The organism is Streptomyces sp. NPDC027189, assembly GCF_055566975.1.
The window spans coordinates 77,509-101,197 of record NZ_JBVHRI010000021.1 but is presented as its reverse complement, the minus strand read 5'-3'; the positions used below and the strand labels follow the sequence as shown (position 1 = coordinate 101,197).

Annotated in this window: 19 protein-coding genes and 2 pseudogenes; 7 read left to right on the top strand and 14 right to left on the bottom strand. The window is 70.0% G+C overall.

What is annotated here, in order from left to right; all coding sequences use genetic code 11:
• Positions 1-261 precede the first annotated feature (261 nt).
• The 4 genes and pseudogenes from ACZ4RZ_RS36785 to ACZ4RZ_RS36770 all read left to right on the top strand — a co-directional run.
• Positions 262-2,964 carry a SpoIIE family protein phosphatase gene (locus ACZ4RZ_RS36785; RefSeq protein ID WP_467751266.1) on the top strand — a complete coding sequence of 901 codons (2,703 nt, stop codon included), beginning with the start codon at positions 262-264 and terminating at the stop codon, positions 2,962-2,964.
• Positions 2,965-3,157: 193 nt separating this feature from the next.
• Positions 3,158-3,598 (top strand): amidase family protein, encoded by a 441-nt coding sequence (locus ACZ4RZ_RS36780; protein ID WP_467751265.1) that lies wholly within the window; start codon positions 3,158-3,160, stop codon positions 3,596-3,598.
• Positions 3,599-3,601: 3 nt separating this feature from the next.
• Positions 3,602-4,069: a hypothetical protein gene (locus tag ACZ4RZ_RS36775; protein ID WP_467751264.1), complete on the top strand. Its 468-nt coding sequence runs from the start codon at positions 3,602-3,604 to the stop codon at positions 4,067-4,069.
• Positions 4,051-4,397: pseudogene (locus ACZ4RZ_RS36770) on the top strand (NF041680 family putative transposase); the annotation flags it as partial. The gene ACZ4RZ_RS36775 and the pseudogene ACZ4RZ_RS36770, both read left to right, overlap by 19 nt.
• 475 nt (positions 4,398-4,872) lie before the next feature.
• Here the strand turns inward: ACZ4RZ_RS36770 and ACZ4RZ_RS36765 are convergent.
• The 4 genes from ACZ4RZ_RS36765 to shiA (ACZ4RZ_RS36750) all read right to left on the bottom strand — a co-directional run bounded on the left by ACZ4RZ_RS36765 (position 4,873) and on the right by shiA (ACZ4RZ_RS36750) (position 9,738).
• Entirely contained in the window at positions 4,873-5,361 is a 489-nt protein-coding gene (locus tag ACZ4RZ_RS36765; RefSeq protein WP_467751352.1) for a hypothetical protein, read from the bottom strand.
• 118 nt (positions 5,362-5,479) lie between these two features.
• Positions 5,480-7,264: a bifunctional sugar phosphate isomerase/epimerase/4-hydroxyphenylpyruvate dioxygenase family protein gene (locus ACZ4RZ_RS36760; RefSeq protein ID WP_467751263.1), complete on the bottom strand. Its 1,785-nt coding sequence runs from the start codon at positions 7,262-7,264 to the stop codon at positions 5,480-5,482.
• A complete protein-coding gene (locus tag ACZ4RZ_RS36755; RefSeq protein WP_467751261.1) occupies positions 7,257-8,246 on the bottom strand; it encodes a zinc-dependent alcohol dehydrogenase in 990 nt (329 codons plus the stop codon). Before ACZ4RZ_RS36755 ends, ACZ4RZ_RS36760 begins: the two co-directional genes overlap by 8 nt.
• Before the next feature lie 145 nt (positions 8,247-8,391).
• The gene (gene shiA, locus ACZ4RZ_RS36750; protein WP_123969427.1) at positions 8,392-9,738 is read right to left on the bottom strand and encodes a shikimate transporter; all 1,347 of its coding nucleotides are present in this window, start codon (positions 9,736-9,738) and stop codon (positions 8,392-8,394) included.
• 381 nt (positions 9,739-10,119) lie between these two features.
• Here shiA (ACZ4RZ_RS36750) and ACZ4RZ_RS36745 point away from each other — a divergent pair, with 381 nt between their 5' ends.
• On the top strand, positions 10,120-10,914 hold the full coding sequence (locus ACZ4RZ_RS36745) for an IclR family transcriptional regulator (protein WP_467751260.1): 795 nt from the start codon (positions 10,120-10,122) through the stop codon (positions 10,912-10,914).
• Positions 10,915-11,306: 392 nt separating this feature from the next.
• Here ACZ4RZ_RS36745 and ACZ4RZ_RS36740 read toward each other — a convergent pair whose 3' ends face one another.
• The 10 genes from ACZ4RZ_RS36740 to ACZ4RZ_RS36695 all read right to left on the bottom strand — a co-directional run bounded on the left by ACZ4RZ_RS36740 (position 11,307) and on the right by ACZ4RZ_RS36695 (position 21,802).
• Positions 11,307-12,479 carry an esterase-like activity of phytase family protein gene (locus ACZ4RZ_RS36740; RefSeq protein ID WP_467751259.1) on the bottom strand — a complete coding sequence of 391 codons (1,173 nt, stop codon included), beginning with the start codon at positions 12,477-12,479 and terminating at the stop codon, positions 11,307-11,309.
• A gap of 82 nt (positions 12,480-12,561) precedes the next feature.
• On the bottom strand, positions 12,562-13,518 hold the full coding sequence (locus tag ACZ4RZ_RS36735; protein WP_467751258.1) for an ABC transporter permease: 957 nt from the start codon (positions 13,516-13,518) through the stop codon (positions 12,562-12,564).
• The gene (locus ACZ4RZ_RS36730) at positions 13,518-14,633 is read right to left on the bottom strand and encodes an ABC transporter permease (RefSeq protein ID WP_467751256.1); all 1,116 of its coding nucleotides are present in this window, start codon (positions 14,631-14,633) and stop codon (positions 13,518-13,520) included. Before ACZ4RZ_RS36730 ends, ACZ4RZ_RS36735 begins: the two co-directional genes overlap by 1 nt.
• Positions 14,630-16,198 carry an ABC transporter ATP-binding protein gene (locus ACZ4RZ_RS36725; RefSeq protein ID WP_467751255.1) on the bottom strand — a complete coding sequence of 523 codons (1,569 nt, stop codon included), beginning with the start codon at positions 16,196-16,198 and terminating at the stop codon, positions 14,630-14,632. The genes ACZ4RZ_RS36730 and ACZ4RZ_RS36725 overlap by 4 nt, the downstream gene beginning before the upstream one ends.
• 29 nt (positions 16,199-16,227) lie before the next feature.
• Entirely contained in the window at positions 16,228-17,199 is a 972-nt protein-coding gene (locus ACZ4RZ_RS36720; RefSeq protein ID WP_467751253.1) for a BMP family ABC transporter substrate-binding protein, read from the bottom strand.
• 210 nt (positions 17,200-17,409) lie between these two features.
• A complete protein-coding gene (gene deoD / locus ACZ4RZ_RS36715; protein ID WP_467751251.1) occupies positions 17,410-18,144 on the bottom strand; it encodes a purine-nucleoside phosphorylase in 735 nt (244 codons plus the stop codon).
• The gene (locus ACZ4RZ_RS36710; protein ID WP_123969434.1) at positions 18,144-18,926 is read right to left on the bottom strand and encodes a glutamine amidotransferase; all 783 of its coding nucleotides are present in this window, start codon (positions 18,924-18,926) and stop codon (positions 18,144-18,146) included. Before ACZ4RZ_RS36710 ends, deoD begins: the two co-directional genes overlap by 1 nt.
• Before the next feature lie 62 nt (positions 18,927-18,988).
• Positions 18,989-20,038, bottom strand: coding sequence for a LacI family DNA-binding transcriptional regulator (locus ACZ4RZ_RS36705; RefSeq protein ID WP_467751250.1), 1,050 nt, complete (start codon positions 20,036-20,038; stop codon positions 18,989-18,991).
• Entirely contained in the window at positions 20,028-21,386 is a 1,359-nt protein-coding gene (locus ACZ4RZ_RS36700) for an amidohydrolase (protein ID WP_467751249.1), read from the bottom strand. Before ACZ4RZ_RS36700 ends, ACZ4RZ_RS36705 begins: the two co-directional genes overlap by 11 nt.
• Positions 21,387-21,589: 203 nt before the next feature.
• On the bottom strand, positions 21,590-21,802 hold the full coding sequence (locus tag ACZ4RZ_RS36695; protein WP_467751248.1) for a hypothetical protein: 213 nt from the start codon (positions 21,800-21,802) through the stop codon (positions 21,590-21,592).
• A 340-nt stretch (positions 21,803-22,142) separates the two neighbouring features.
• On the opposite strand from ACZ4RZ_RS36695, the gene shiA (ACZ4RZ_RS36690) reads away from it, so the two are divergent.
• Both shiA (ACZ4RZ_RS36690) and ACZ4RZ_RS36685 read left to right on the top strand, forming a co-directional pair.
• Positions 22,143-23,471, top strand: coding sequence for a shikimate transporter (gene shiA / locus ACZ4RZ_RS36690; protein ID WP_467751247.1), 1,329 nt, complete (start codon positions 22,143-22,145; stop codon positions 23,469-23,471).
• Positions 23,472-23,563: 92 nt separating this feature from the next.
• Positions 23,564-23,668: pseudogene (locus ACZ4RZ_RS36685) on the top strand (DUF1737 domain-containing protein); the annotation flags it as partial.
• Positions 23,669-23,689 lie beyond the last annotated feature (21 nt).

Below are 23,689 nucleotides of genomic sequence, written 5' to 3'. Positions count from 1 at the left end.
ACGCGCCGATCCGAGATTCGGCTCTGTGCCCACGCCGACATGGAACTCTCCACAATAGCGGATAAAGCCTGTTTATATAGATATAACAGGCAAGCGTGTTCATATGACTAGAGGTGCTCATCCATGAGTAAAGGCGCTCATCGATTTCGGGCCTCGTCACTCTGGCCGTTCCGCCAGCGTCAGCGTTCGGCTACCACGCGGAACCGGTTCCACCCCGATGATGATCAACCCAGCGAGCACGCCACCCCCCCGCCCTCGCCAATGCCACGGCTGAGCTCCCTGCTGATCGTGCGCAGCGTCGCCGGTCAGGTGTTCTTCCTGCAGGCGACAATCGTGGTGCTGCTCATCGCTGCCGCAGTGGCTGTGCTGACCGCGCAGTTCCAGCGCGACAGCGTCGAGGACGCCAAGCACCGGTCACTGGGCGTCGCGGAGACGTTCGCCCGCTCCCCCGACGTAGTCCCCGCACTGGAGAGCGGCGACCCCAGCGCGGCGCTGCAGCCTCGAGCCGAGGCGGTCCGGAAGGCGTCCGGCGTCGACTACGTCACGATAATCAGCCCGGACGGGATCCGCCTCACCCACCCCGACCCGAAGAACATCGGGAAGCACATCATCGGCTCGGTGAAACCGCTGCTGACTGGCAAGACCGTCACGCGGATCTCCGGCTCGCCTCAGGGCATCGCCCAGAATTCGACCGTGCCGGTCTTCCGGCGCGACGGTTCGATCGCCGGCCTGGTGTCGGTCGGGGTCACGATCGGACGTGTGGAGGACTCGGTGGGCCGCCAGATACCGACTGTGCTCGGCGGCGGGGCTGGGGCGCTCGCTCTTGCTGCGGGCGGGTCGGCGCTGGTCAGCCGTCGACTGGGGCGCCAGACCCATGGCCTGGGTCCGGCCGAGATGACCCGCATGTACGAGCATCACGATGCGGTGCTGCACGCGGTGCGCGAGGGCGTTGTGATCGTCGGGGGTGACGGGCGGCTGCTGCTGGCCAACGACGAAGCGCGCCGACTACTGGATCTGCCGGCGGACGCCGAGCAGCGCCACATCACTGATCTGCGGCTGGACGCGGGCACCGTCGAACTGCTGGTCTCGCAGAGGTCGGCCACCGACGAGGTGCACCTCGCCGGGGACCTGTTGCTGGCATTCAACAAGAGGCCCGTCGACCTCGAGGGGCCGCGGGGAAGCGTGGTGACCCTGCGGGACTCGACCGAACTGCAGGCGCTGGCCGGCCGGGCTGAGGTGGCGCGAGAACGGTTGCATCTGCTGTACGAGGCCGGGGTCCGCATCGGGACCACCCTGGATGTGGTGCGTACCGCCGAGGAACTGGCTGAGGTCGCCGTCCCCCGGTTCGCCGACTTCGTCACGGTTGAACTGCTGGACGCGGTGCGCCGGGGGGAAGAGCCCGGCGCCGAAGACCGGGCGCTGCGGCGCAGCGCGGTCTGCGGCAACCGGAAGGATCAGCCCCTCATCCCGTTGGGTGAGCTGGTGCCGTTCCTCCCGGGCTCGCCGACCGCATTGGCTCTGGAAAGCGGCCGTGCGGTCCTCGTGCCGGATTTGGGAGCCGCGCCCGGTTGGCAGGCCCAGGATCCCGAGCGGGCCCGCGAGGTTGTCGACTACGGAATCCGCTCACTGATCACGGTGCCCCTGCGTGCGCGCGGCGTCACCCTGGGGCTGGCCAACTTCTGGCGCTCGGAAACCACTGGGGCCTTCGAACAAGAGGAGCTTTCCTTCGTCGAGGAACTGGCGGCCCGCGCGGCGGTGTGCGTCGACAATGCCCGCCGCTACACCCGGGAACACACGATGGCGGTGACGTTGCAGCGCAGCCTGCTGCCCCACGTGCTGCCCGAGCAGTCCGCGCTGGAGGTCGCCTACCGCTACCTGCCCGCCCAGGCGGGGGTGGGGGGAGACTGGTTCGACGTGATCCCACTGCCTGGGGCACGAGTGGCGCTAGTCGTCGGCGATGTCGTCGGCCACGGTCTGCACGCCGCCGCCACCATGGGCAGGCTGCGTACCGCGGTCCACAACTTCTCGGCCCTGGACCTGCCGCCAGACGAACTCCTCGGGTGCCTGGACGAACTCGTCGCCCGCATCGATCAGGGCGAGGCCATCGACGGCCTCAGTAACGGGGTCGTCGGCGCGACCTGCCTCTACGCGATCTACGACCCGGCCACCGGCGTGTGCACCCTGGCCCGGGCCGGGCACCCCGGGCCGGCCCAGGTAGATCCCGACGGCACCGTCACCTTCCCCGACGTGCCCGTGTCCCCGCCGCTGGGTCTGGGCGGTGGCCTGCCGGTCGAGGTCGCCGAAGTGACCCTGACCGAGGGGTCCCGGCTGGTCCTCTACACCGACGGTCTGGTCGAAGACCGCCACCGCGACCTCGACACCGGACTGGAGTTGCTGCGCACTGCCCTGGCACACCCGGACCGGACGCCCGAGCAGACTTGCCAGGTGGTACTCGACGCGCTGCTGTCTCCACTCCCGAGCGACGACATCGCCCTGCTGGTGGCCGGTACCCGGATATTGCCCCCGAACCAGGTCGCCGCCTGGAAGGTCCCCGACGACCCCGCGGCCGTCTCCCGAGTCCGTGCCGACGTCAACGACAGTCTGGAGGCATGGGGACTGGAGCGGTTCACCTTTGCCACCCTGTTGGTGATCAGCGAACTGGTCACCAACGCTATCCGCTACGGCATCGCCCCCATCCGGGTTCGCCTGCTGTACGACGACAACAGTCTGATCTGTGAGGTCGCCGACGGCAGCAGTACGTCGCCGCACCTGCGCCGCGCGTCCGCGTCGGACGAGGGTGGACGTGGGCTGTTCCTCGTCGCTCGGTTCGCCGAACGCTGGGGCACCCGCTACACCGCCCGCGGAAAGATCATCTGGGCCGAACAACTCCTGCACGGTCCGGCGGCCGTATCCGAGGGGGCCACGGCCGACACCCTGCTGGACCAGTGGGACGACACCTGGTGACCGCTGCGTCGCAGCGGGGGAGCAGGCACTTAGCCCGCCCGGTTCGTTTGCAGTCGGACGGCATACGGTCCACAGACCCCTTGCCCCGGCCTGCTCTCTTCCTTGCACCGGCACCAGTGAGGCCGACCAGAGCGCGGTCATCGACAAGTCGAAGGAACCGGACCCGGAGCGGGGCGGAGCCCAGATCGCCCTGATGAACCCGGGCGGGGTACGCGCGGACCTGGTGCACGCTTCCTCGACGGGTGGCGAGGCACCCGTCGAGATCACCTACGCTGAGGCCTTCGCCGTCCAGCCATGGCGAGCGCCTCGGGGTCGAGCAGAGTTCGGGCACAAGGGCACCACGGACAACACCCTGATCGGCCCGACCAGCACCCCGTTCGCCATCGGCAAGAACGCCGGGGGATCCTCCGGCGGGAGCCCCGCCGCCGTCGCGGACGGCCTCGCAGCCGTCGCCCAGGCATCCGATGCCGACGGATCGATCCGGATCCCCGCCGCCTGGCGCGGGGTCTACGGATACAAGGCGACCTTCGGCGTCGTACCGAGGGCGGCCCGCCCCAACGCGTTCAAGCACGCTCCCCTCGCCAGCAGCGGTGTGGTGGCCAGAACGGTCGGCGACGCGGCTCTGCTGCTGTAGGTCATGGCGGACGGATGGGACCCCCGTGATCCGTTCAGCGTGCCCTCCGCGCCGGTTGACTGGTCCCGCGCGACGGCGGGTGATCTGACCGGTCTTCGCATCGCGTACAGCTCCGACTTCGGCGGCTACCCCGTCGACCACCGGGTCACGGCGGTGATCGACGACGCAGTACAGGCGTTCGCCGACGGAGGTGCGGACAACGAGCCGATAGATCTTCGTCTGCCCTGCACGCCCCAGGAACACTGCGACATCTGGCTGCGTCAGACGGCGTCGTCCAACCTCGACCTGCTGGGGCTGTGCTGCAGAAGGTTGAAGAGGGTAAGGAAGACCAACAGGTTGGGGAAGCCGACCGCGGGCACCACCATCCAGGGCCTCGCGTCGCCACGCCGATGGATGTGCAAGCTGCCGTGCTTCAGGTCGATTCGCTCGGCCTCGCGCCATCCGAGCCGCCGCAAGGCGGGCGACCGCTGAAGCATGGCGGTGAGTTCGTCTTCGGCGCCCCGGCCACCTGGGGCACCGAGCAGGCCGTGACGGTCACCGACACCCGGCGCTACGGGAAGGCGACCGCCCAAGGCAGGACCGGCTGCACCCGAGACTGACCCGGCGGGCCGCCTGGCTCGATCACGAAGGGCCGCTGCCCATCATCGAGGGGACCGTCATCCGCTTGGCCGTGGAGAAGCTGCCCAGCGGCGGGGTGAACAAGCCTCTCTGGCTGTGGTGGTCGGGTACCGCCGCCACCGAGATGGACCTCGACCGCTGCTGGCAGTCCTTCCTGCGACGCTTCGACATCGAGAGGAGCAAGCCAGACTGCTGTCGTAGTCATGCCTTGGCTTCACTGTCGCTGTTCTCCTTCATCGTTTTGGATTATCGCGGTCTTCTGGTGGTCGAGCCAGGCTTGTCGGGGCTGGTGGCCGCGGGACTGCTGATGGAGCGCGCGGAGCCGGTCGACTTCGGCTGCGTCGGCTTGGATGGTCCAAGAATGATGTGCGTCGTCGCCCTGGTGGCCGGTGACCCGGCCTTGGGTGAGCTACCCGTAGAGGGTGACGCGCGGGATGCCGAGCTCGCCGGCGAGGTCGGTCAGCCGTCACTCGCCGGGGCCAAGTGCGGGGCGGTTGCGGCGGAGGGCTTGTTCGCGGCGGCTGACGCAGCCCAGATCCTGCAGGAGATGACGGATCCCCTCGGCTCCGAAGCGTTCACGGCGCTTGGGTGGGCGGAATCCTTCGCTGTTCAAGATGTCCGCGATGGCGGCCGCATCGTGGCTGCTCTGGCCGAGTTCACGGGCGCGGGCTGCCAGGCGCGGGTAGTAGCTGAGCTGGTCCAGGCGTGCGACGGGCCGGACGAACTCGCCGTTTGCGCGGTGTCCTCCGGGGCCGCAGATGCAGCAGGGTCCAGACGTGGCGAGGCACCCGCTGCCGTACCTTCGCGATCTGTGCACGCCTCGTCTCGTCCGTCGTGGACAGCAGCCGGTGCAGCGTGGAGTCCGACACTGCCGGTCCGAACAGGGGGCCGTGGTGGAGTTGGAGTTGCTCGGCCTCCAGCAGATTCGTGGCGCCGAGCGCGATCGCGACGGTGAGGCCGACGAGCGCGGTGGCCCGGTCCCGCCACGACGAGGTCGTGCCCGATGGCAGCACTCCCGCCAGCGCGTCGGTCAGGCCGACGCGGTCGGCGAGCCTGCGCAACAGCACCGCCCCGGCAGGCCCGACCAGCCCTTTCCCGTCGTCCGTCGCAGACAGACCGCGGTCCCACCCTGTACGCTCGCTCACCAGAAAGGTGCCCTGACTCCTGTGCCGGATCCGATCTAGACACTCGCATCCTTGCAGGTCGGCGGCATTTTTCTATTGTCAGGGCGTCAGATCAACCAATTCCGCTGAAGAGCCGGGGCTAATGCCGTTGGGCCGCGAGGCGGATGGGGGCATTGGCGGCGCCGTAGCCGCGGTAGCCTCCGATGCGCTGGACGAGTTCGAAGAAGACGTGGCCGAGGGTCGCCGTGTAGCAGTGCAGGAACTCCCCGCCCTGCTCGTCGCGGTCGTACAGGATGCCGAGCTCGCGATAAGTCTCCAGCTCCCCGTCGGGAAACTCGTACCGCGTCTGAAGGTCGTCGTAGTAGTTCGCCGGGATCCGCAGGAGTTCGCCGCCCGCCCCCTGTATGCGGCGAACCGCCGTGACGATGTCGTCGACGGCGAAGGCCACGTGCTGAGCCCGGGACTCGCCCTCCTCCGTTGGGCCGGGGGCGAGGTTGAGGACGAGACGTGGTCCGTTCCGCGGTGCGGACAGGGCCCTGCTGCGGAAGAGGCCGTAGGGGTCGGCGAATTCGACGGTGTCCCGCGGTCGCAGGCCAAGGACGGTGCGGTGGAAGAGGACCGCCTCGTCGAAGTGGTGCCGGGGCTGGGTGAGGGCCAGGTGGTCGATGGCCGTGACGCCGGAGGCCGGGCGCGGAGCATCGCCCAGGGGTTCGAAGTCGTCGGTCCAGCTGGGTAGTTGGGATCGGCTGGTGGCGCAGTAGAGCAGTTCGGTGCCGTCTGGCGCGGCGATGGACTCCAGGGGGACGTCGTGGGCAGTGCGGCGCCTGGGCAGGGTGGGGGCGAGCAGGGCCTCACCACGGCGGGCGGCGGCTGCCGGGTCGGGGCTCTCCAGTCCGATGGCGGCCAGCGTGGTGCCGCTGCGGCGGGTGGCGGTTCCTGTGTTGACCAGGACACGGGCGGCGCCTTGTTCCCACAGCTCGACGGGTTTGCCGCGGTGGCGGGCGGTGCGCGTGAAACCGAGCGCGCCGAGCAGCTTGCTGACCGGCTGGGGGTCGCCGGTGGCGAGTTCGGCGAAGGCGACGCCAGTTGGGATGACCGGGGCCGGCAGGGGGAGAACGCCGACGCTCTCCTCCAGGGCGAGCAGGGAGCGCAGCCCGTCCACAGCCGTGCGACCCGCGTCCGCCTGACGGAACACGTCGTTGAAGACCTCCAACGAGAGCGGCCCGTTGTAGCCCGCGTGGATGACGTGACGGAGGAGCCCGGCGACGTCGAAGCCGCCCTGCCCGGGGAAGCAGCGGTAGTGACGGCTCCACTGAAGAACGTCCATGGCCATCAGCGGCGCGTCGGCGAGCTGGAGGAAGAAGATCTTCTCGCCGGGGATGTCCTCGATGCCCTTGGGATCGGAGCCCCGGGAGAGGATGTGGAAGCTGTCCAGGCAGATGCCGAGCGCCGGATGACCGGCCATCTCGACAATGCACCAGGCATGGTCGTACGTACTGACGTGCCGGCCCCACGCCAGCGCCTCGTAGGCGACTCGTATACCGAAGTCCTGGGCCAGGTCGGCCAGTCGCCGCAGCTGCGCTGCAGCGAGTGCGTCGTCGTCCAGGGCCTGCGGTGAGATGTTCGAGCAGACCAGGACTGTGTCGGCGCCGAGCCGCCGCATCAGCTCGAACTTGCGCCGGGCGCGGCGCAGATTGCGGGTGAAGACCTCCTCCGGGACGGCCTCGACGTCGCGCATCGGCTGGTAGAGATCGATGGTGAGACCCAGGTCCGCCGTGCGGGTGCGGATCTCCTCAGGAGACAGGGGACTTGCCACGAGGTCGTTCTCGAAGATCTCGACCCCGTCGAAGCCGGCGCGCGCCACGGCGGTCAGTTTCTCGGTCAGCGTTCCGCTGAGGCAGACCGTGGCGATGGACCTACGCATCCGCGCTCCCGTCCGGGTCGCGGACGCTGATCCAGGTCTTTCCGGCGCGCTGGGCGGCGCCGGCGAACGCCTCCTGTGCCCGTGTCAGGGGGAAGCGTGCCTCGATGACGGATCCGGGCCGGGCCTCGGGGAGTTCAGCCACGGCGGCGGTGAAGTCACCGGGGTGGTCGTAGATCATCGAGCCGCGCAGGACGAGCTGGCGGCGGACCACGGCGTCGGTGGTCAGCGGCAGCGGGGCGGCATTGAGGCCGACCAGGACCACGGTGGCGCCGGGGGCGGCACGGTCCACCGCCGGGCTCAGGGCGGGGGGGTACCCGGAGGTCTCGAAGACGTAGGTGAAGCCCTTGCGGCCGTCGTCGGCGACGGCGCCGAGCCGCACCGCCCGTTCGAGCCGGAGCGGGTGCGGTTCGGTGACGACCGGTTCGATGCCGAGGCGCGCCAGGATGAGGCAGAGCAGCAGGCCCTGCGCCCCGGCGCCGACGACCAGGCAGCGGTCCTTCGCGCTCACGCCGCTGCGGCGCACCGCGGCTCGCGCGACGGTGTACGGCTCCGCGCAGGCGAGGTCCGCGTCCGTCGGGCCGGCCGGAACCGGGTGGGCGAAGTGCGCGGGAACCGCGACGCGTTCGGCCAGGACGCCCGGGGCGTTCAGGCCGACGATGGCACGGTGGGGGCACGCCGAGGTCAGGCCGGTGAGGCAGTCGACACACTTCAGGCAGGCATAGTTGGGCTCGATGACCACCCGTTGGCCCACCGTGCGGTCCGGGACGACGCTGCCGACGGCGATGACGCGGCCGAATCCCTCGTGGCCCACGATCCACGGGGTGGCGGGCGGTTGGCGCCTGCCATGGAAGACGGCCAGGTCCGTACCGCAGAGGCCGACACCGGCCACCTCCACGATCACGTCGCCGGGGCCGCAGACGGGCTCCTGCCAGTCGTCGACCGTCTCGATCCGGTCCGTCGCCGTGAAGACTGCTGCTTTCACTGAAGCTCCAAGCTGACCGTCAAGCGGTTCATTAGGTCCAGTAGACTCAGACCTTAGGTGTGTGAGACCACAGGGGTAAGGGCGCATCAGGCCGTAGGCGGTCCGGGAGCCGGTCATTCTGCCCCGGTCCCGGACCGCTGGGCGGTCAGACCGCGGCCGTCCTCTCGGGTGCGACGGCCGGCGCCTTGGCCTCGTCCACGCGGCGCAGGCGGAGCGCGACGAGGAAGGAGACGGCGCAGCCCAGCGCCATGTAGGCGGCGACCAGGGTCCAGCCGCCGCCCGCCCAGATGACCAGGGAGGCGGCGATGAGCGGGGTGAAGCCGCCGCCGATCGCGCTGGCGAGCTGGTAGCCGACGCCGGCGCCGCTGTAGCGGTACTCGGGGCCGAACATGTCGGTGAACAGGGACTGCTGGACGGAGACCGCCATGTCGTGCGCGCCGTTCACGAGCAGGACCGCGCAGGGGATGATCAGCACGATCGAGCCGGACTCCATCGCCCAGAAGTACGGCAGCACGCTCACCGCGCCGATCAGCGCGCCCCAGCAGTACACCCGGCGGCGGCCGAAACGGTCGGCGAGGTAGGCGAAGGCCGGGATGGTGAGGACGGCCAGACCGCCGACGGCCAGGTTGACGTTGAGCAGGCTGTCCCGGTTCAGGCCGAGTTCGCCGGTGCCGTAGGCGAGGCCGAAGGTGGTCACGCCGTAGAAGGTGAACAGCTCAACGAGGCGCAGGCCGATGATGGCGAAGAAGCCGGTCGGATTGGAGCGGACCGCGCTGAGCAGCGGGACGCGCGGTCGCGCGGTCTTTGCCATCGTGGCGACCCGCTCGGTGAAGACCGGGGACTCCTCGACCCTCGCCCGGACGATCAGGCCGACGATCACCAGGGCGGCACTGACCAGGAAGGGCACCCGCCAGCCCCATGAGCGGAAGGCTGCGTCCGAGACAGTGCCCGACATGACCTTGGTGATCAGCGTGGCGAGCAGCAGGCCGACGGATGCGCCGACCTGGACTCCGCTGCTGTAGAGCGAGCGCCATTTGCGGGGCGCGTTCTCCACCGCCATGAGCGCGGCGCCGCCCCACTCGCCGCCGACCGCGAAGCCCTGCGTGGCGCGCAGCAGCACGAGCAGCGCGGGCGCCCAGACCCCGGCCTGCGCGTAGGTGGGCAGGACGCCGATCAGGGTGCTGGCCGTACCCATGATCAGCATGGTGAGGACCAGCATCCGCTTGCGGCCGAGCCGGTCCCCGAAGTGGCCGAAGACGATGCCGCCCAGCGGACGGAAGAGGAAGCCGACGCCGAAGGTGGCCCAGGCAGCCAGGGTGCCCACGGCCGGGGAGGAGCCGGGGAAGAACAGGTCGGGGAAGAGGAGGCCCGCGACGATGCCGTAGAGGAAGAAGTCGTACCAGTCGACCACGGCTCCCATGAAGCTCGCGATCGCCGCCCTCTTCGCCAGGCCGGCGCCGCCGGCCCGGGTCGCCTGCTGGGTACTGCTCATCTCACACACTCCGTTGTATGGGCTGGACCGGTGGCCGCCGGCCACGTGAGAGTCACGCGGGGCGGGACCGCCGGGATGGCTGCGGTGGGGACAGACGCGACGCGACGGCGAGGAGCCCTGGGGTGCGAGCACACGGTCTCGTGCGTACCGGGCCATCGCCACGGAGGTGCGGGCGGCGACCCTCGATCACTTGGTCCACAGTGCGGATCAAAAGGACCGATGAGCGGCACCATAGGGGGGCGGATTAGCCGCATCAAGGGTTACGCCAAGATTGCTTCAACATTGCAGTTCACTTGGTCCGCCTAGCGGACTATGGTCGAGGTGCCACAGACGGATAAGCGCGGCCGACAGGGCATGGCCGTCACGACGAGGAGGTAGCAGGTGAGCGACGGAGAGCCGCAAACGGACGTCGAGCGGGAGCAGCACGGCACCGGCGTGCGCAGCGTGCGACGGGCGTTCGACATCCTCAACCTCCTCAGCGAGGAGCGTCCCGTCATCACCCTGCGCGAAATCACCGAGGGCACCGGGCTGGCGAAGACCACCGTGCTGCGCCTGATGCAGACGCTGGAGGAGACCGGCCTGCTGCGGTCCCACCCCTCCGGATACGCCGCTGGTCCCAGCCTGTGGCGCTGGGCCTACCTCGCCCGCAGCCAATGGGAGGTGCCGCAGGAGACCCGCAAGGTCATGCGCGACCTCGCCGACCGGCTCGGGGAGACCGTCAACCTCTTCGTCGCCCGGGACCTCCACCGGATCTGCGTCGCCCACGAAGAAAGCCCCCGCCCACTGCGCCACGTCGTCGATGTCGGCGACGAGCAGCCACTGTGGGCCGGCGCCTCCTCCAAGATCCTTCTGCGCGACGCCTCCGACGCGCTCCTTCGCCGAGTCGCTCTCGCCTCGCCCCACGGCGAGGCCCACGTCGAACGCCTGCGGGCCTGGGCGGCGGAGGCGGCAGAGCGCGGCTACGCCGTCAGCAGCAGCGAGTTCGACGAGGGCCTGACCGCCGTGGCGGTACCCATCATCGGCCGCACCGGCAAGGCCGTCGCCTCCCTCTCCCTGAGCGGGCCCAGCCACCGTTTCCCGTACGAGGCCGTCGAGCACTTCGCCACCGACCTCGCCGAAGCTGCCGCCCTCATCTCGGCCCAGGGCTTCGACCACCCCCTCAGCCAGGCCCACTGACCCGGGGCACCGGCCATCCCCGGCCCCGATCGAGTGGGCGAGGCCAGCGTTGCTTCCAGCACCACCTGGCGCCGGCAGTGCGCGGGCGGACCCGCCCGGGCCCTGCTCCGGCCACAGCCCGCCCAGGTCCTCGCCGCCGGCCTTGACGACGTCGGCGACCCGGGCGAGCGGCTCCACCACGGACCGGCAGGCGGCGCAGTCGGGCTCCACGACAGGGCGGACAGTGAGATCCACCGCCGCCGGGCGGCCCGGACGGCCGTGCAGCTGCCGGCAGGCTCGCAGTACCTACTCTGCGCCGGGCTCCATGTGGGTCACGTCGCGGCGGGGCCGGGCAGGACCGGAACGGCGCGCACGCTGAGCGATCAATCTCCTGTCCACCCGCCGACCGGACCTCAGATGCCGTCGGCGGCGAAGGCGATGAACTGGGTCACCTGCCGTGAAGCGAAGTTGTCGTCCGAGACGAGTACGACCGTGCGACGGCCGTCGGGCAGGCGCGGGCCGAGGGTGATGCCTTCGACGTTGTCCACCCTGGGCAGCCCGGGAACGTCGGACAGGTCCGACACAAGTGTCTTGTGGACCGGCCGGACGGGGCCGTCGACCAGGGAGTCGCGGCCGAGGACGTTGGTGGCGCCGCGGAGGTCCACCAGGTAGAGGCGGGCCTTCCAGGTGTTGGTGCTGAAGACGGAGGCGCGTTCGAGGACCAGGAAGCGGTCGTCGCCGAGGGCGACCAGGTCGCTGACGCCGTTAGTGTCCGTGCTGCCTGCGGGAGGCGTGGCGAACAGCGGTTCCAGGGGGTACGCGTACTGCGCCCCGGGCAGACCAGTGCGTGCGTCGTGGACGGTGATCCGGGTGAGGGCGCCGTGGTCGGGGGTGGGGTCGTCGCCGTCCTGGTAGAGGGGGTCCTCCATGGCGGTGACGAGTTGGCGGCCGTCGGGGGTGAAGGTGACGCCTTCCAGGGTCTGGTTCCGGCGGGGGCCGATGGCCTGGGAGTTCATGTGCAGCTGTGGGGGCAACGGGAGCTGTCCGCTGTACTCGCCGGTGGTAGTGGCACGCCGGATCCAGGGGTCGCCGAGGACCGCGGGGCCGTCGGACGGCACGATGCGCTCGCCCTCGCTCGTCCAGACCAGACTGCCGTCGGACGGGTCGACGGCGATCCCCTCCGGATCCGGGGCCACCGTGGCGGGCTGCCCGGCGGGGGTGGAAGTGGGCGGATAGGTGGTGCCGTCCGGCCGCAACCATGAGTGGGTGCCTATGAGTTCGACGCCAGTGAGGTGGCCGCCGCCGAAGGTGACACGGGCGCTGTAGAAGCGGGCGGGGCCGGTCTGCGACCGGTCGTCGCTGATCAGGTAGTACAAGCCCGTCCGGGTGTCGTAGCTGATGGCGGAGAGCCCGCCGACGGTGGTGCCCTGGAACGCCATGGCGTTCGGCAGTTCTCGCTCGCCGATGAAGTCCAGTTGTACGGCGCTGTCGTGCCCGGCAGCCGGTGAGGCGCCGGAGACGGCCGTCACGGACGCTAGAGCGAGGGCGGAAGCGATGATCCGGGCGCGGGTGGCACGGATGCTCATGGAGGCTCCTTGGCAGGGCGTGCGGGACAGGGCATGCGGGAGGGAACAAGGGAGGGACGGCGAAGAAAACAGGGGGCGAGGTTCAGTTGGTCGCCGGATCCGCGGCCACGCCGGAGACCGGGGAAGCCGGGCGGGCCGGGCGACGGCGGCGCCAGGCGAAGAACGCCAGGGCGAGCAGGGTGAGGGCGTACGGGATGGCGGAGACCAGCTGCGAGGGAATGCTCAGGTTGCCGAGCTGGACGGCCAGGGCCTCGGCCGCGCCGAAGCCGAGCGCGGCCAGGAAGACGCCCCAGGGGCGCAGCGCGCCGAGGAAGACGGCGGCCAGGGCGATGTAGCCGCGGCCGGCCGTCATGCCGGTGACGAAGAAGGAGACGGCGCCCATGCTGAGGAAGACCCCGGCGGCGCCGGCCAGCGCTCCGCTGAGTGCCAGGGTGGCGAACTGGACGCGGCGGACGGGGATGCCGACCGAGCGGGCCGCGTCGGGGAACTCGCCGACGGCGCGCAGGTGGAAGCCGAACCGGGTGCGGTGCAGCAGCCAGGCGACCGCCGGGGCGGCGGCGAGGGCGATCCAGGTCATCAGGTTCTGCCCGCTCACCACTGTGCCGAGGCCCGGGATGTCCTCGATCAGTGGAAGGCGGACCTCGGGGAGGGCTCCGCTGTGCAGCCGGCTGGTGCCGCCCTTGTCGCCGAGCAGGGCGTACACGGCGTACGCGGTCGCGCCGGACGCCAGCAGGTTGAGGCCGATGCCCGCGATGATCGCGTCGGCGCCCAGGTACAGGTGGAGTACGCCCAGCAGCAGGGTGAGCAGCGCGCCGGCGGCGATCCCGCAGACGGCCCCGGCCGCTACCGAGCCGCTGTATCCGGCGACCAGGGCCCCGGTGCACGCGGCGGCCAGCATCGAGCCCTCCAGGGCGATGTTCGGCACGCCGGCCCGTTCGGCGAGCAGTCCGCCGAGGGAGGCGAGGACATAGGGGGTCGACACCCGCAGGATCGCGGCGAGGAAGCCGGCGCTGAGCACGACGTCGAGGACGGGGCCCATCAGAGGGCCTCCCTTCGGGCAAGCCTTCTGGCGAGCTGGCGCTTGACGAGTTCGGGCAGCGTCCGGGCCGTCACCAGCAGCACGATGACCGCCTGGATGATGGTCACGGCCTCGGAACCGACGTCCGTCTGCTGTTCCATCACGTCACCGCCGACGCGCAGGTACGAGTAGAGGAGCGCGGCGGCGACCACGGCGACCGGGTTGTTGCGGGCCAGCAGGGCGACCACGATGCCCTCGAAGGCGATGCCGCCGGCCATGTCGGGCTGGAGCCCGCCGTACACGCCGAGGGCGAGGTGAGCGCCGGCCAGTCCGGCCAGCGCGCCGCCGATGACGAAGCTCCACTCGATGGTGCGGGGCACGTCGATGCCGCCATACCGGGCGAATTCGGGGTTGGAGCCGGTCATGCGGATGCGGTAGCCCAGGGGCGTCCTTGCGAGCAGGAACCACACGGCGGCGGTCACCGCGAGCATGCCGAACAGTCCGATGTTGGCCTGGTCCAGGGGGACGCCGAAGAAGTCCGAGAGCAGCGGGAGCGCCGAGTCGGGCCGGATGGGAGCCGACTGCACGGCGGCGCTGGCGGGAGCCTTGAGGTGGTCGGTGAGCAGCCAGTCGAAGACCCGTACGACGATGGCGTTGACCATGAGCGTGGCGACGATCTCGCTGGCCCCGAGGCGGGCCTTCATCACCCCGGGCACCGCGCCCAGCGCGCCGCCCGCCAGAGCGGCTGCGCACAGCGGTACGACCATGGCGGCGACCGGCGGCAGGGGGACGTTGATCGCCACCAGCGCGCCCGCCAGGGCACCCGCGTACACCTGGCCTTCCGCGCCGAGGCTGATCTGCCGGGCCCGGAAGGGGATGGCGACGGACAGGCCGAGAAGGGAGAGCGTCGTGGCGTCGGCGAGCCAGCGGCCGATGCGCGGGGTGCGGTCGAGGGGGCCGGTGAGGAGCGCGTTCAGGGCGCCGGGGGCGTCTTTGCCGGTCGCCAGGATCACCAGGAAGGCGATGAGGACGGCGACGGCGACGGTGAGCACGGTCATCGTCAGCTCGACAGCGGTGGACTGGCGCCTGGCGGCGAGGAACTCGCGGCGGCCTTCCAGCTCGACGGTGGTCGTCATCGTGCACCTGCCGTGATCCGCTGTTGTGAGTGCTGTTCGACGCCGAGCATGTACAGCCCGGTCTCTTCCTCCGTGAGTCCGGCCGGATCGTCGAAGCGACCGACCAGCCGGCCGTCCTTGATCACCAGAAGCCGGTCGGAGAGCGCGAGCAGTTCGCCGAGGTCCGCGGAGACCAGAAGGATTGCCGCGCCCGCGTCGCGGGCTTCGACGAGCCGCTCGTACATGAAGTGCATGGCGCCGATGTCGACGCCCCGGGTGAGCTGGGCGGCCAGCAACAGGCGCGGCTGGGAGGACAGTTCGCGGGCGACGACGACCTTCTGCAGGTTGCCGCCGGACAGCGCTCCGGCCGGTACGGCGGGGTGCGGGGCCCGGATCGCGTAACGGCGGATCAGGTCCTCGGCCAGCTCCCGTATGCGGCGGATGTGCAGCGCGCCGCGCCGGGCGAGCGGGGGCCTGGAGAAGCGGTCGACGATCAGGTTGTCGGCGATGGACTGGTCCAGGGCCGCCCCGTTGGACAGCCGGTCCTCCGGGACGTGGGCGATACCGGCCGCGCGGTGCGCCGCCGCATCCAGGTGGGTGACATCGGTGCCGTCGACGGTGACGGAGCCGGCGGCCGGGCGGCGCAGCCCGGCGAGGAGCTCCACCAGTTCGGTCTGGCCGTTTCCTTCGATGCCCGCCAGGCCGACGATCTCCCCGGCGGCGATCTCGAGGGAGACACCGTGCAGGGGCTGTCCCGCGTCCGCCCCGGAGGCCAGGTTCCGCACCTTGAGCACGGTCGCACCGGGGTGCGCGGGGGGCCTCGGGATGTCCAGGGACATCTCCCGCCCGACCATCATGGACGCCAGCTGCGCGGGGGACGCGTCCTCGGTGCGTACGGTGCCGACCACGGACCCGGCACGCATCACGGTGACGCGGTCGCTGATCTCCCGCACCTCTTTGAGCTTGTGGGAGATGAAGAGCACGGTCATGCCCTGGTCGCGGAGCCCGCGTACGGCTTCGAAGAGGTCGGTGGTCTCCTGTGGGGTGAGGACGGCGGTGGGCTCGTCCAGGATGAGGATGCGGGCGCCGCGGTGCAGTGCCTTGAGGATCTCTGCTCGCTGCCGCATCCCCACGGAGACGTCGCTGACCCTGGCCTGCGGGTCGACGGCCAGGCCCGCCTCCTTCGCCAGCGCGGCGGTGCGCTCGACGGCGGCGGACCGGTCGACCCGGGCGGCCGGGCCGGGTTCCACGCCGAGGACGACGTTCTCGGCGATGGTGAAGGACGGCACCAGCATGAGGTTCTGGTGGACCATGCCCACCCCGAGGGCGATGGCGTCCTGGGGTCCGGAGAGCCTGAACGCCTCGCCGTGGACGCGGATCTGTCCGGCGGACGGCTGCTCCAGGCCGTACAGCAGCTTCATCAGCGTCGACTTGCCGGCGCCGTTCTGTCCGACGATCGCCCGGATCTCGCCGCCGGGTACCTCGAGGTCGACGTCGCTGACGGCGCGGGTGCCGTTGGGGTACGTCTTCCCCAGGCCGGTGACCTGCAGGGCGAGGGCGGGGCGGGGCGGGGGATGCTGGTCCACGGGGGCTCCTTCCGTACCAGGGCCGCAGGTCAGAAGGCGGACGGGACCTGGACCGCGCCGGACGCGATCTTCGCCGCCTGTGACTTGAGTTCGGCGCGTACGGCAGCAGGCACGAGCTTGTCGAAGTTGGCGTTGTCGACGTAGCCCACGCCGTCCTCGGCGAGGCCGACCGCGGAGGACTTGCCGTAGGCCAGGGTGCCGGCCTTGTTCTCCTTGGCCGCCAGATAGAGGGCGTTGCCGGCGTTCTTGAGGATGGAGGTGACCACGGTCTGCTGCTGGGCGGGGTCGCCCAGGGTCTTGTACTGGTCGGAGTCGACGCCGAAGGCGTAGCGCTTGGCGGTGACGGCCGACTCGAACACGCCGAGGCCGGAGGAGCCCGCCACCGGCCACACCAGGGCCGCCCCCTGCGAGTACATGGACGAGGCGATCTCCTTGCCCTTCGCGGGGTCGCCGAACGGGTTGTCGCCGCCCACGTACTGCACCAGGACACCGGACGACGGATTTCCGCCGGCCGCCTTGAATCCGGCCTTGAATCCGACGACGAAGTCCTCGATCACCGGGATCTTCACCCCGCCCATCAGGCCCACCTTCTTGCTGCCGGAGGCGCCGGGGAGGGAATTGGCGGCGACCAGTTTGTCGGCGAGGAATCCTGCCAGATAGGCGGCCTCGTTCTGCTTGAAGGTGACGGAGTACACATTGGCGCACTTGTTGGAACAGCCGCTCTTGCCCGTGTAGTCGACGGTGGAGTCGAAAAGCCAGAACTTCTTCTTCGGGTATTCGGGCGCCAGCTTGGAGATGAAGGCAGCGGTGTCCACGGTGCCCGCCGCGAGCACGTCGTAGTCGTCGCCCGAGGCCGCGTCCTCGAAGCCGGACTGCCACTTCGTGCGGTCGCCGCCCAGCTCGACGACCTTGAGGCTGTAGCCGAGGTCCTTCTCCGTCTTCTTCAGGCCCGCGTAGGCGGAGTCGAAGAACGAACGATCGCCGAGGTTTCCGTTGACCACGAACTTGATTCTCAGTTTTCCGGCCGAAGAGCCGGAAGAGCTTGAGGATCCGGAAGAGCCCGTCGCTGATCCACATCCGGCGAGCAGTGCGGAGAGTGCTGTTATGGCCCCGAGGGCCTTGATCTTGTTCATCGTTCTTTTCTCCTTCGCGTTGGCCGAAAGCTATGCAATGCAAAACGTTTTGGCCATACGTCTTCGTACGCCTCTGTGTTAGGAGCTTGTTTCCAGTGTGGTGGCTGCGATGGTGACGGCTCGCTCGAAATCGGCCTCGCGCTCGGCCGGCGTGAGCGCCTGGGCCAGGCGTATGTGGTCGCTGACCGTCAGCACGGCCAGGGCCCGGCCGCCCTCGGCGGCGGCGGTGGCGTACAGGCCGGCGGCCTCCATCTCGACGGCCAGCGTGCCGTGGGCCTCCAGCTGCTCGAACAGGCCGGGGCGGGCGAGGTAGAAGTGGTCGCTGGTGAAGACCGGCCCGATGTGCACGCCCGGCCCGTCGCGCGCACCCGTTCCGGCAGCCCCGGCCGCTGCCTCCGCGGCAGCTTTGGCCAGGTCGAACGATGCGGCGTGACTCAGATGCACGCCGTCGACGCGATGGTCGCTCATCGCCGAGTCGGTGTGGGCGGCGGTGGCCACCACGACGTCGCGCAGACCCACCGCCTGTGGTATTCCGCCGGCGGTGCCGACGCGGACGATGCTGCGTACTCCGTAGAAGCGGAAGAGCTCGGTGGCGTAGATGGTCACGGACGGCATGCCCATGCCGGAGGCCAGGACGGACAGCGGTCTGCCCCGGTAGGTGCCTGTCCAGCCCTCGATGCCGCGTACTTCGGTGACCAGGCGGGCGTCTTGCAGGAAGGTTTCAGCGATCCGTCGGGCCCGGCGTGGGTCGCCGGGCATCAGCACATCCGGGGCGAAGTCGCCGGGTGCGGCGGAAATGTGCGGAGTGACCATCAGGCTTCCTCCCCCGCCGGGTCGGTTGCCGCAGCAGTGTCGGCCGCCGCCAGCCAGCAAACCAGTCGGTCCCAGAGCTCCGGGTATCCCTTCCACGCGAGGAAGTCCGGCGGCGCCCAGTGCGGCGCGAGGTCGGAGGTGAAGGCCGCCGACCGCCCGGCGCCGTACCCACCGACCACCAGCAGCGGGTGACCGCCGCACTCGGCGAGCAGCTCGGCCCCGTCCCGTACCCGCACCTCGTTGAGACCGAGCAGAGACGGCCAGGTCGCGCCCAGCCCGTCGACCACCCGGTGCCGGGCGACGACCCGGGGCGAGGCACCGGCGGGCAGCTCCACCCGGTCGTCGCGGTCGTGCAGAGCGACCGGCAGTGCGGCGGCCAGCGGGGTGCGCCCCCAGCGGGCCTTGGCGTCGATGCCGGTGAAGGTGAGGTAGCCGCCCACCATCAGCAGGCCGCCGCCGCCCTCGACGTACGCCCGCAGCAGTTCGGGGCGATCCGGCGCGGGAACGGAGCGGGCGAAGGTCTCCGGCGGGAGCTGGAAGCTGTTGGCCCCCACGTCGCTGATCACCACCACGTCGTACGCGGCGAATCCCTCGACCGAGGAGGGCAGCCGGTGGGGTATCTCGTGCGCCGGTACGTACGTCACCTCGTGGCCGCGATCGCGCAGCGCGCCCAGGAAGGCGCCCGCCCCCTCGACGTACTCGGAGGTGTGGAAGGAGTCGAACCCCTTGTGGTGGATGGAGTGGGTGAACCAGGACTCACCCACGACGAGGACATGCGTCATCGCTGCGCCGTGCCTTTCAGTTCGGGTTATGGGGTTACGGGATTTCTGGGTTACGGGCGGTGTCAGCGCAGGGCGGCCGTGCTGGCGCGGGCTTTCAGCCGGACCGGGAGGATGTGACGGGAGGCGGGGGGTACCTCGCCCCGGTGGACGTACTGCAGCAACTGGGCGGCGGCCGTGCGGCCGATGTCATACGCGGGCTGATGGACGGTGGTGAGCGGGGGGTGGACGCGGGCGGCGAGCATGATGTCGTCGAAGCCCGCCACCGACACGTCGTGCGGGACGCTCAGCCCCGCGTCCTCCAGGGCGGCGACCGCGCCGAGCGCCATGAGGTCGTTGGCCGCGAACACCGCGGTGAAGCGGCGCGGGCCGCCCCTGTTGAGGGCCGCGGCCACCATGTCGTAACCGGACCGCTCGACGAAGGCGCCCTCGACCTCAGTGACGCCCTCGTCGCCGAACGCCTCCCGGAATCCCGCGATCCGCTCGACACTGCTGACCAGGTCCCCCGGGCCGCTCACCGCCAGCGCCCTGCGGTGGCCCAGCTCCCGCAGGTGCTGCCCGACCAGCCGGCCGCCCGCGCGGTGGTCGGCGGTGACGAGGATCGTCTGCTCCAGCAGCCCAGGGACCACCTCGTCGGCCAGGGCTATGGGGAAGCGGCCGAGCAGCGATGCCAGCCGGTCGCGGGAGGGTGGTGAACCCGACGCGTAGACCATCCCGTCGATGAACCGGCCCCGCAGCAGCTCCAGGTAGCGGTCCTCGCGCTCGGGGTCGAACTCGGTGTTGCACAGGATGACCCCGTAACCCAGGTCGTGGGCGGCGTCCTCGACGCCCTTGGCCAGCTCCGCGAAGAACTGGTTGGTGATGTCGGGAACGAGTAGGCCGATGACGTTCGTGGAACCCGCCTGCAGGTTGCGGGCGGTCGAGGCCGGCACGAAGCCGAGCCTGGCGACCACCGCGCGCACCCGGTCCGCGGTCTCCTGGGCGACCGGCCGGTTGCCGCTCAGCACGTGCGAGACCGTGGTCGGGCTCACCCGGGCAGCGGCCGCGACGTCCTTGATCGACGCGGGCCGCCGCACCCGGCGTCTGCCCTCGTCGGCGTCTGTGTCAGGGGTCATAGCGCTGAACCGCCCTGCCGTGCGAGGTGTCCAGCAGCGCGGGCACCCGCGCCTCGATCTCGGCCAGCAGCCCAGGCACGTCCACGGTCAGCAGGCGCCCGTCGCGCACCACGACCCGCCCGTCCACGACCACCGTGCGCACATCACTCGCCCGGGTGCTGTAGACCAGAGCCGCCACCGGGTCGTGCAGAGGCCGGCAGTGGAGGCCGGACAGATCGACCAGCACGATGTCCGCCCGGCGGCCGGGTTCCAGGGCACCGATCCGGTCGCCCAGCCCCAGCGCCAGTGCCCCGCTGCGCGTGGCCAGCCGAATGGTGTCGGAGACAGTCATCCATGTGGCGTCCCGCTCCGCCTGCTTCTGGGTCAGTGCCACCAGCCGCATGGCCTCCCACACGTCAAGTGTGTTGTGTCCGGCGGCTCCGTCCGTCCCCGCCGCGACGGTCACCCCGGCTCCGAGCAGGCCCCGGACCGGGGTGAGCGGGTGCAGGGCGTGCTTCAGGTACACCTTCGGGCAGCACGCCACCGCCGTCCGGTCTCGGTACCGCGACAGCACCTCGAGATCCGGTTCCGTGATCCCGCATCCATGGGCGATCAACGCCCCGGCGTCCAGAACGCCGGTCCGCTCCAGCACCCCGATGGGCGTGATGCCGCGCCGCGCGAGACTCGATTCCGTCTGCTCCAGGTGCTCGGCGGCGTGGATGTGGATCCGTACGCCCATGGCACGGGCCCGCTCCGCGATCCGGGCCAGGTCCTCGTCGTCCACGGTGTACGGCGCGTGCGGCCCGAGCGACGCGGTGACCCGCCCGCCGCCCGCGCCGTGCAGCGCCCCGGCGGTCTCGATGCTCTCCTCCAGCGCCCTGCCGCCACGGCTGCTGAAGTACGTGGGCGCGATGTCGGCGCGGATCCCGGTCCGTACCACGGTCTCGGCGATCCGCTCGGCGTGGAAGTAGTGGTCGGCGAACGCGGTCACCCCGCTGAGCAGCATCTCCGCACAGGCGAGTTCGGCACCGAGGCCGATGTCGGCAGGCGTCAGGTTGACCTCCATCGGCCACACCCGCTCGTTGAACCACGCCTCGACACTGACGTCCTCGGCGGCACCCCGCATCAACACCATCGGGCTGTGCGTATGGGAGTTCACCAACCCTGGCATGGCCAACAGCCCGGTCCCGTCGACCGTCTCAGCTCCGGAGAAGCTCGCGACCCCGGCGGCCTCCGGCCGGGTACCCGCGGGACCCAGCCACACGATCACCCCGTCCTCGACCACGATGTCCTGGTCCGCTTCCACCCGGCACGGGCCCTGCTCGGGCACCACAAGCACCGAGCAGGACGTCACGATCAGTCGCCGCATCCTGGAATCCTTCCGTTCAAACCGGACGCTAAGGATCCAAAACGTTTTGCACAACCCTCGTCCGAGTTGTGTTTCAAGCCCTGTCGACAGCCAGCGGCACGGCCCCTGCATCGCTGTTCGGTCGTGGCGAGCAGCGCGGGGACGGGCACGCCTTGCAGGCCGTCGCGTCGAGGCCGGGGCAGCTTCTGTCCGTCCAACGCGCTTCACACGGGCGCCCCGGACCTCGGGGTGTCCACCAGCGCGATCCGCGCGGCGACGCGCACCAGCGCGGAGACCGCAGTCGGCGACCAGCGTTCGGCCACATCCCCTGGGAGTTGGGGGAACGTACGGTGTGAAGCCATCACCCGAACACCCGGACTCGTCGACCACTCCTCGCCGCGGGACGCCACTCGCAGGCCCGTGATCGCAGTTGCCACCTCGGGCATCGTCGCGGCAGACGTGGCGAACGAACCGGTGGGGATCAATTCGACGACTCCCCTTGCTGGCATCCCTGGAGAGGCGTAACTTCTGCGCAGCGGATCTACGGGTCCGCCACACGGACCATTGCCCGTGGTTGTCGGAACGCCTGTCACCAAGTGGGCTCATCGGACCGCTGGACGCTCACGGAGCGCCAAAACGATCCCTCACGCACTCACGGCCTGTGCTCGGGGCATTACGTGTTCCCCAGACCGGGCAGCGTGCTGCCCGAGTACTCCCATCATCAACCCCACAGACGGCCTTCGGCCGTCCCCTCCTCATCAACACCTGGACGTTGAAATGAGCCGGACATCACCTCATGCAAAGCGCGCGGCTGCCGCCGGCTTGATGGGGGCGGTCGTCGACTGGTACGACTTCTTCCTTTACGGCATCGTGGCCGGGCTCCTGTTCAACGATCTCTTCTTCCCCGAAGTGAGTCCCACCGTCGGAACCCTCGCCGCATGGGCCACCTTCGGTGTCGGATTCCTCTTCAGACCCCTGGGCGGCATTGTCTTCGGCCACTTCGGCGACCGGGTGGGCCGCAAGAAGATGCTCGTCCTCACCATGGTGATCATGGGGCTCGCCTCCACCCTGATCGGTGTCCTGCCCACCTACGGTGAAGTGGGCATCTGGGCCCCGGTCCTGCTCGTCGCTCTACGTGCCGTCCAGGGCTTCGCCGTCGGCGGTGAGTGGGGCGGCGCAGCTCTGATGGCGGTCGAGAGCGCTCCTCGAAAGTGGCGCAGCCTCTACGGCAGCGGCGTCCAGGTCGGTGCCTCGGTGGGGCTTCTGCTGGCTACCGCGGCCATCAAAATCGTTTCCGGACGCCTGCCCGAAGCGGACTTTCAGCAATGGGGCTGGCGCGTCCCGTTCGTCTTCAGCGCGGCCCTCGTCATCGTCGGGCTGATCGTGCGTATCTCGGTCGAGGAATCCACCGTCTTCACCGAGCAGATCGCCGCCCGATCCAAAGACCAACCTCTGCGGCTGCCACTGCTCGCGGCCATCAAGGCCAACCCCGGCGGATTCCTCGCCATCATCGGCCTGCGGTTCGTCGAACTCTTCACCTTCTACGGTGTGACCACGTTCGGCGTGAGCTATGGCACCGCGGAATTCGGTCTGAACCGCGACAGCATGCTCACCATCAACCTCGTGGTGGGCGCAGCGGCCATCGTCACCATTCCCGTCTTCGCCTACCTCGCCGACCGCTACGGCCGCGGCACCATATACGCGTGGGGCGCCGGGCTGGGTGTTCTGGGCTCCCTCCCCTTCTTCGTGGCACTGCAGTCCGGCTCCATGGTCTTGATCCTGGTGGCCTCGATTCTGCTGGTCAACGGTGCGCACGACATGGCCGTCTCGGTCCAGCAGTCCTTGTTCACCGACATGTTCGGCGCCGAATACCGCTACAGCGGTGCAGGCGTCGGCTATCAACTCGCCAGCGCCATCGGCGGGGGCTTCACTCCGCTCATCGCTGGCGTCCTCGTGCTGTGGGCCGACGGCGGCTGGTACCTGGTCGCTATGTACATGCTGATCGGCTGCGGGATCTCCTTCACAGTCGCCATCGGACTGAACGCCAACCGCACCGTGGACGACGCGCCCGAGCCCACGAAACCGCCCGCACGCGCGACCTTCTGACCGGCTGTGCACCTGGTCGCCCTTACGTCCTTGGGAGCGATTGAGCTGGGGGTGCTCATCGAGAGCCGGAGCCGGCCTGAGATCCTTCACTCGTGAGCACACCACCGGACGGGTTGCCCGTCTACCGAGTCCTGACCGGCCCGGACGACGCCACGTTCTGCCACCGGGTGAGCGAGGCGATCGGCCTCGGTTACCGGGACTCTTGCAGAAAGCCCCGG

Excerpts from the sequence above, each read along its gene's own strand:
- ACZ4RZ_RS36785 (WP_467751266.1), top strand. The coding sequence starts at position 262 with ATGCCACGGCTGAGCTCCCTGCTGATCGTGCGCAGCGTCGCCGGTCAG.
- ACZ4RZ_RS36780 (WP_467751265.1), top strand. The coding sequence starts at position 3,158 with ATGAACCCGGGCGGGGTACGCGCGGACCTGGTGCACGCTTCCTCGACG.
- ACZ4RZ_RS36775 (WP_467751264.1), top strand. The coding sequence starts at position 3,602 with ATGGCGGACGGATGGGACCCCCGTGATCCGTTCAGCGTGCCCTCCGCG.
- ACZ4RZ_RS36760 (WP_467751263.1), bottom strand. The coding sequence starts at position 7,264 with ATGCGTAGGTCCATCGCCACGGTCTGCCTCAGCGGAACGCTGACCGAG.
- shiA (WP_123969427.1), bottom strand. The coding sequence starts at position 9,738 with ATGAGCAGTACCCAGCAGGCGACCCGGGCCGGCGGCGCCGGCCTGGCG.
- ACZ4RZ_RS36740 (WP_467751259.1), bottom strand. The coding sequence starts at position 12,479 with ATGAGCATCCGTGCCACCCGCGCCCGGATCATCGCTTCCGCCCTCGCT.
- ACZ4RZ_RS36735 (WP_467751258.1), bottom strand. The coding sequence starts at position 13,518 with ATGGGCCCCGTCCTCGACGTCGTGCTCAGCGCCGGCTTCCTCGCCGCG.
- ACZ4RZ_RS36730 (WP_467751256.1), bottom strand. The coding sequence starts at position 14,633 with ATGACGACCACCGTCGAGCTGGAAGGCCGCCGCGAGTTCCTCGCCGCC.
- deoD (WP_467751251.1), bottom strand. The coding sequence starts at position 18,144 with ATGGTCACTCCGCACATTTCCGCCGCACCCGGCGACTTCGCCCCGGAT.
- ACZ4RZ_RS36710 (WP_123969434.1), bottom strand. The coding sequence starts at position 18,926 with ATGACGCATGTCCTCGTCGTGGGTGAGTCCTGGTTCACCCACTCCATC.
- ACZ4RZ_RS36705 (WP_467751250.1), bottom strand. The coding sequence starts at position 20,038 with ATGACCCCTGACACAGACGCCGACGAGGGCAGACGCCGGGTGCGGCGG.
- ACZ4RZ_RS36700 (WP_467751249.1), bottom strand. The coding sequence starts at position 21,386 with ATGCGGCGACTGATCGTGACGTCCTGCTCGGTGCTTGTGGTGCCCGAG.
- shiA (WP_467751247.1), top strand. The coding sequence starts at position 22,143 with ATGAGCCGGACATCACCTCATGCAAAGCGCGCGGCTGCCGCCGGCTTG.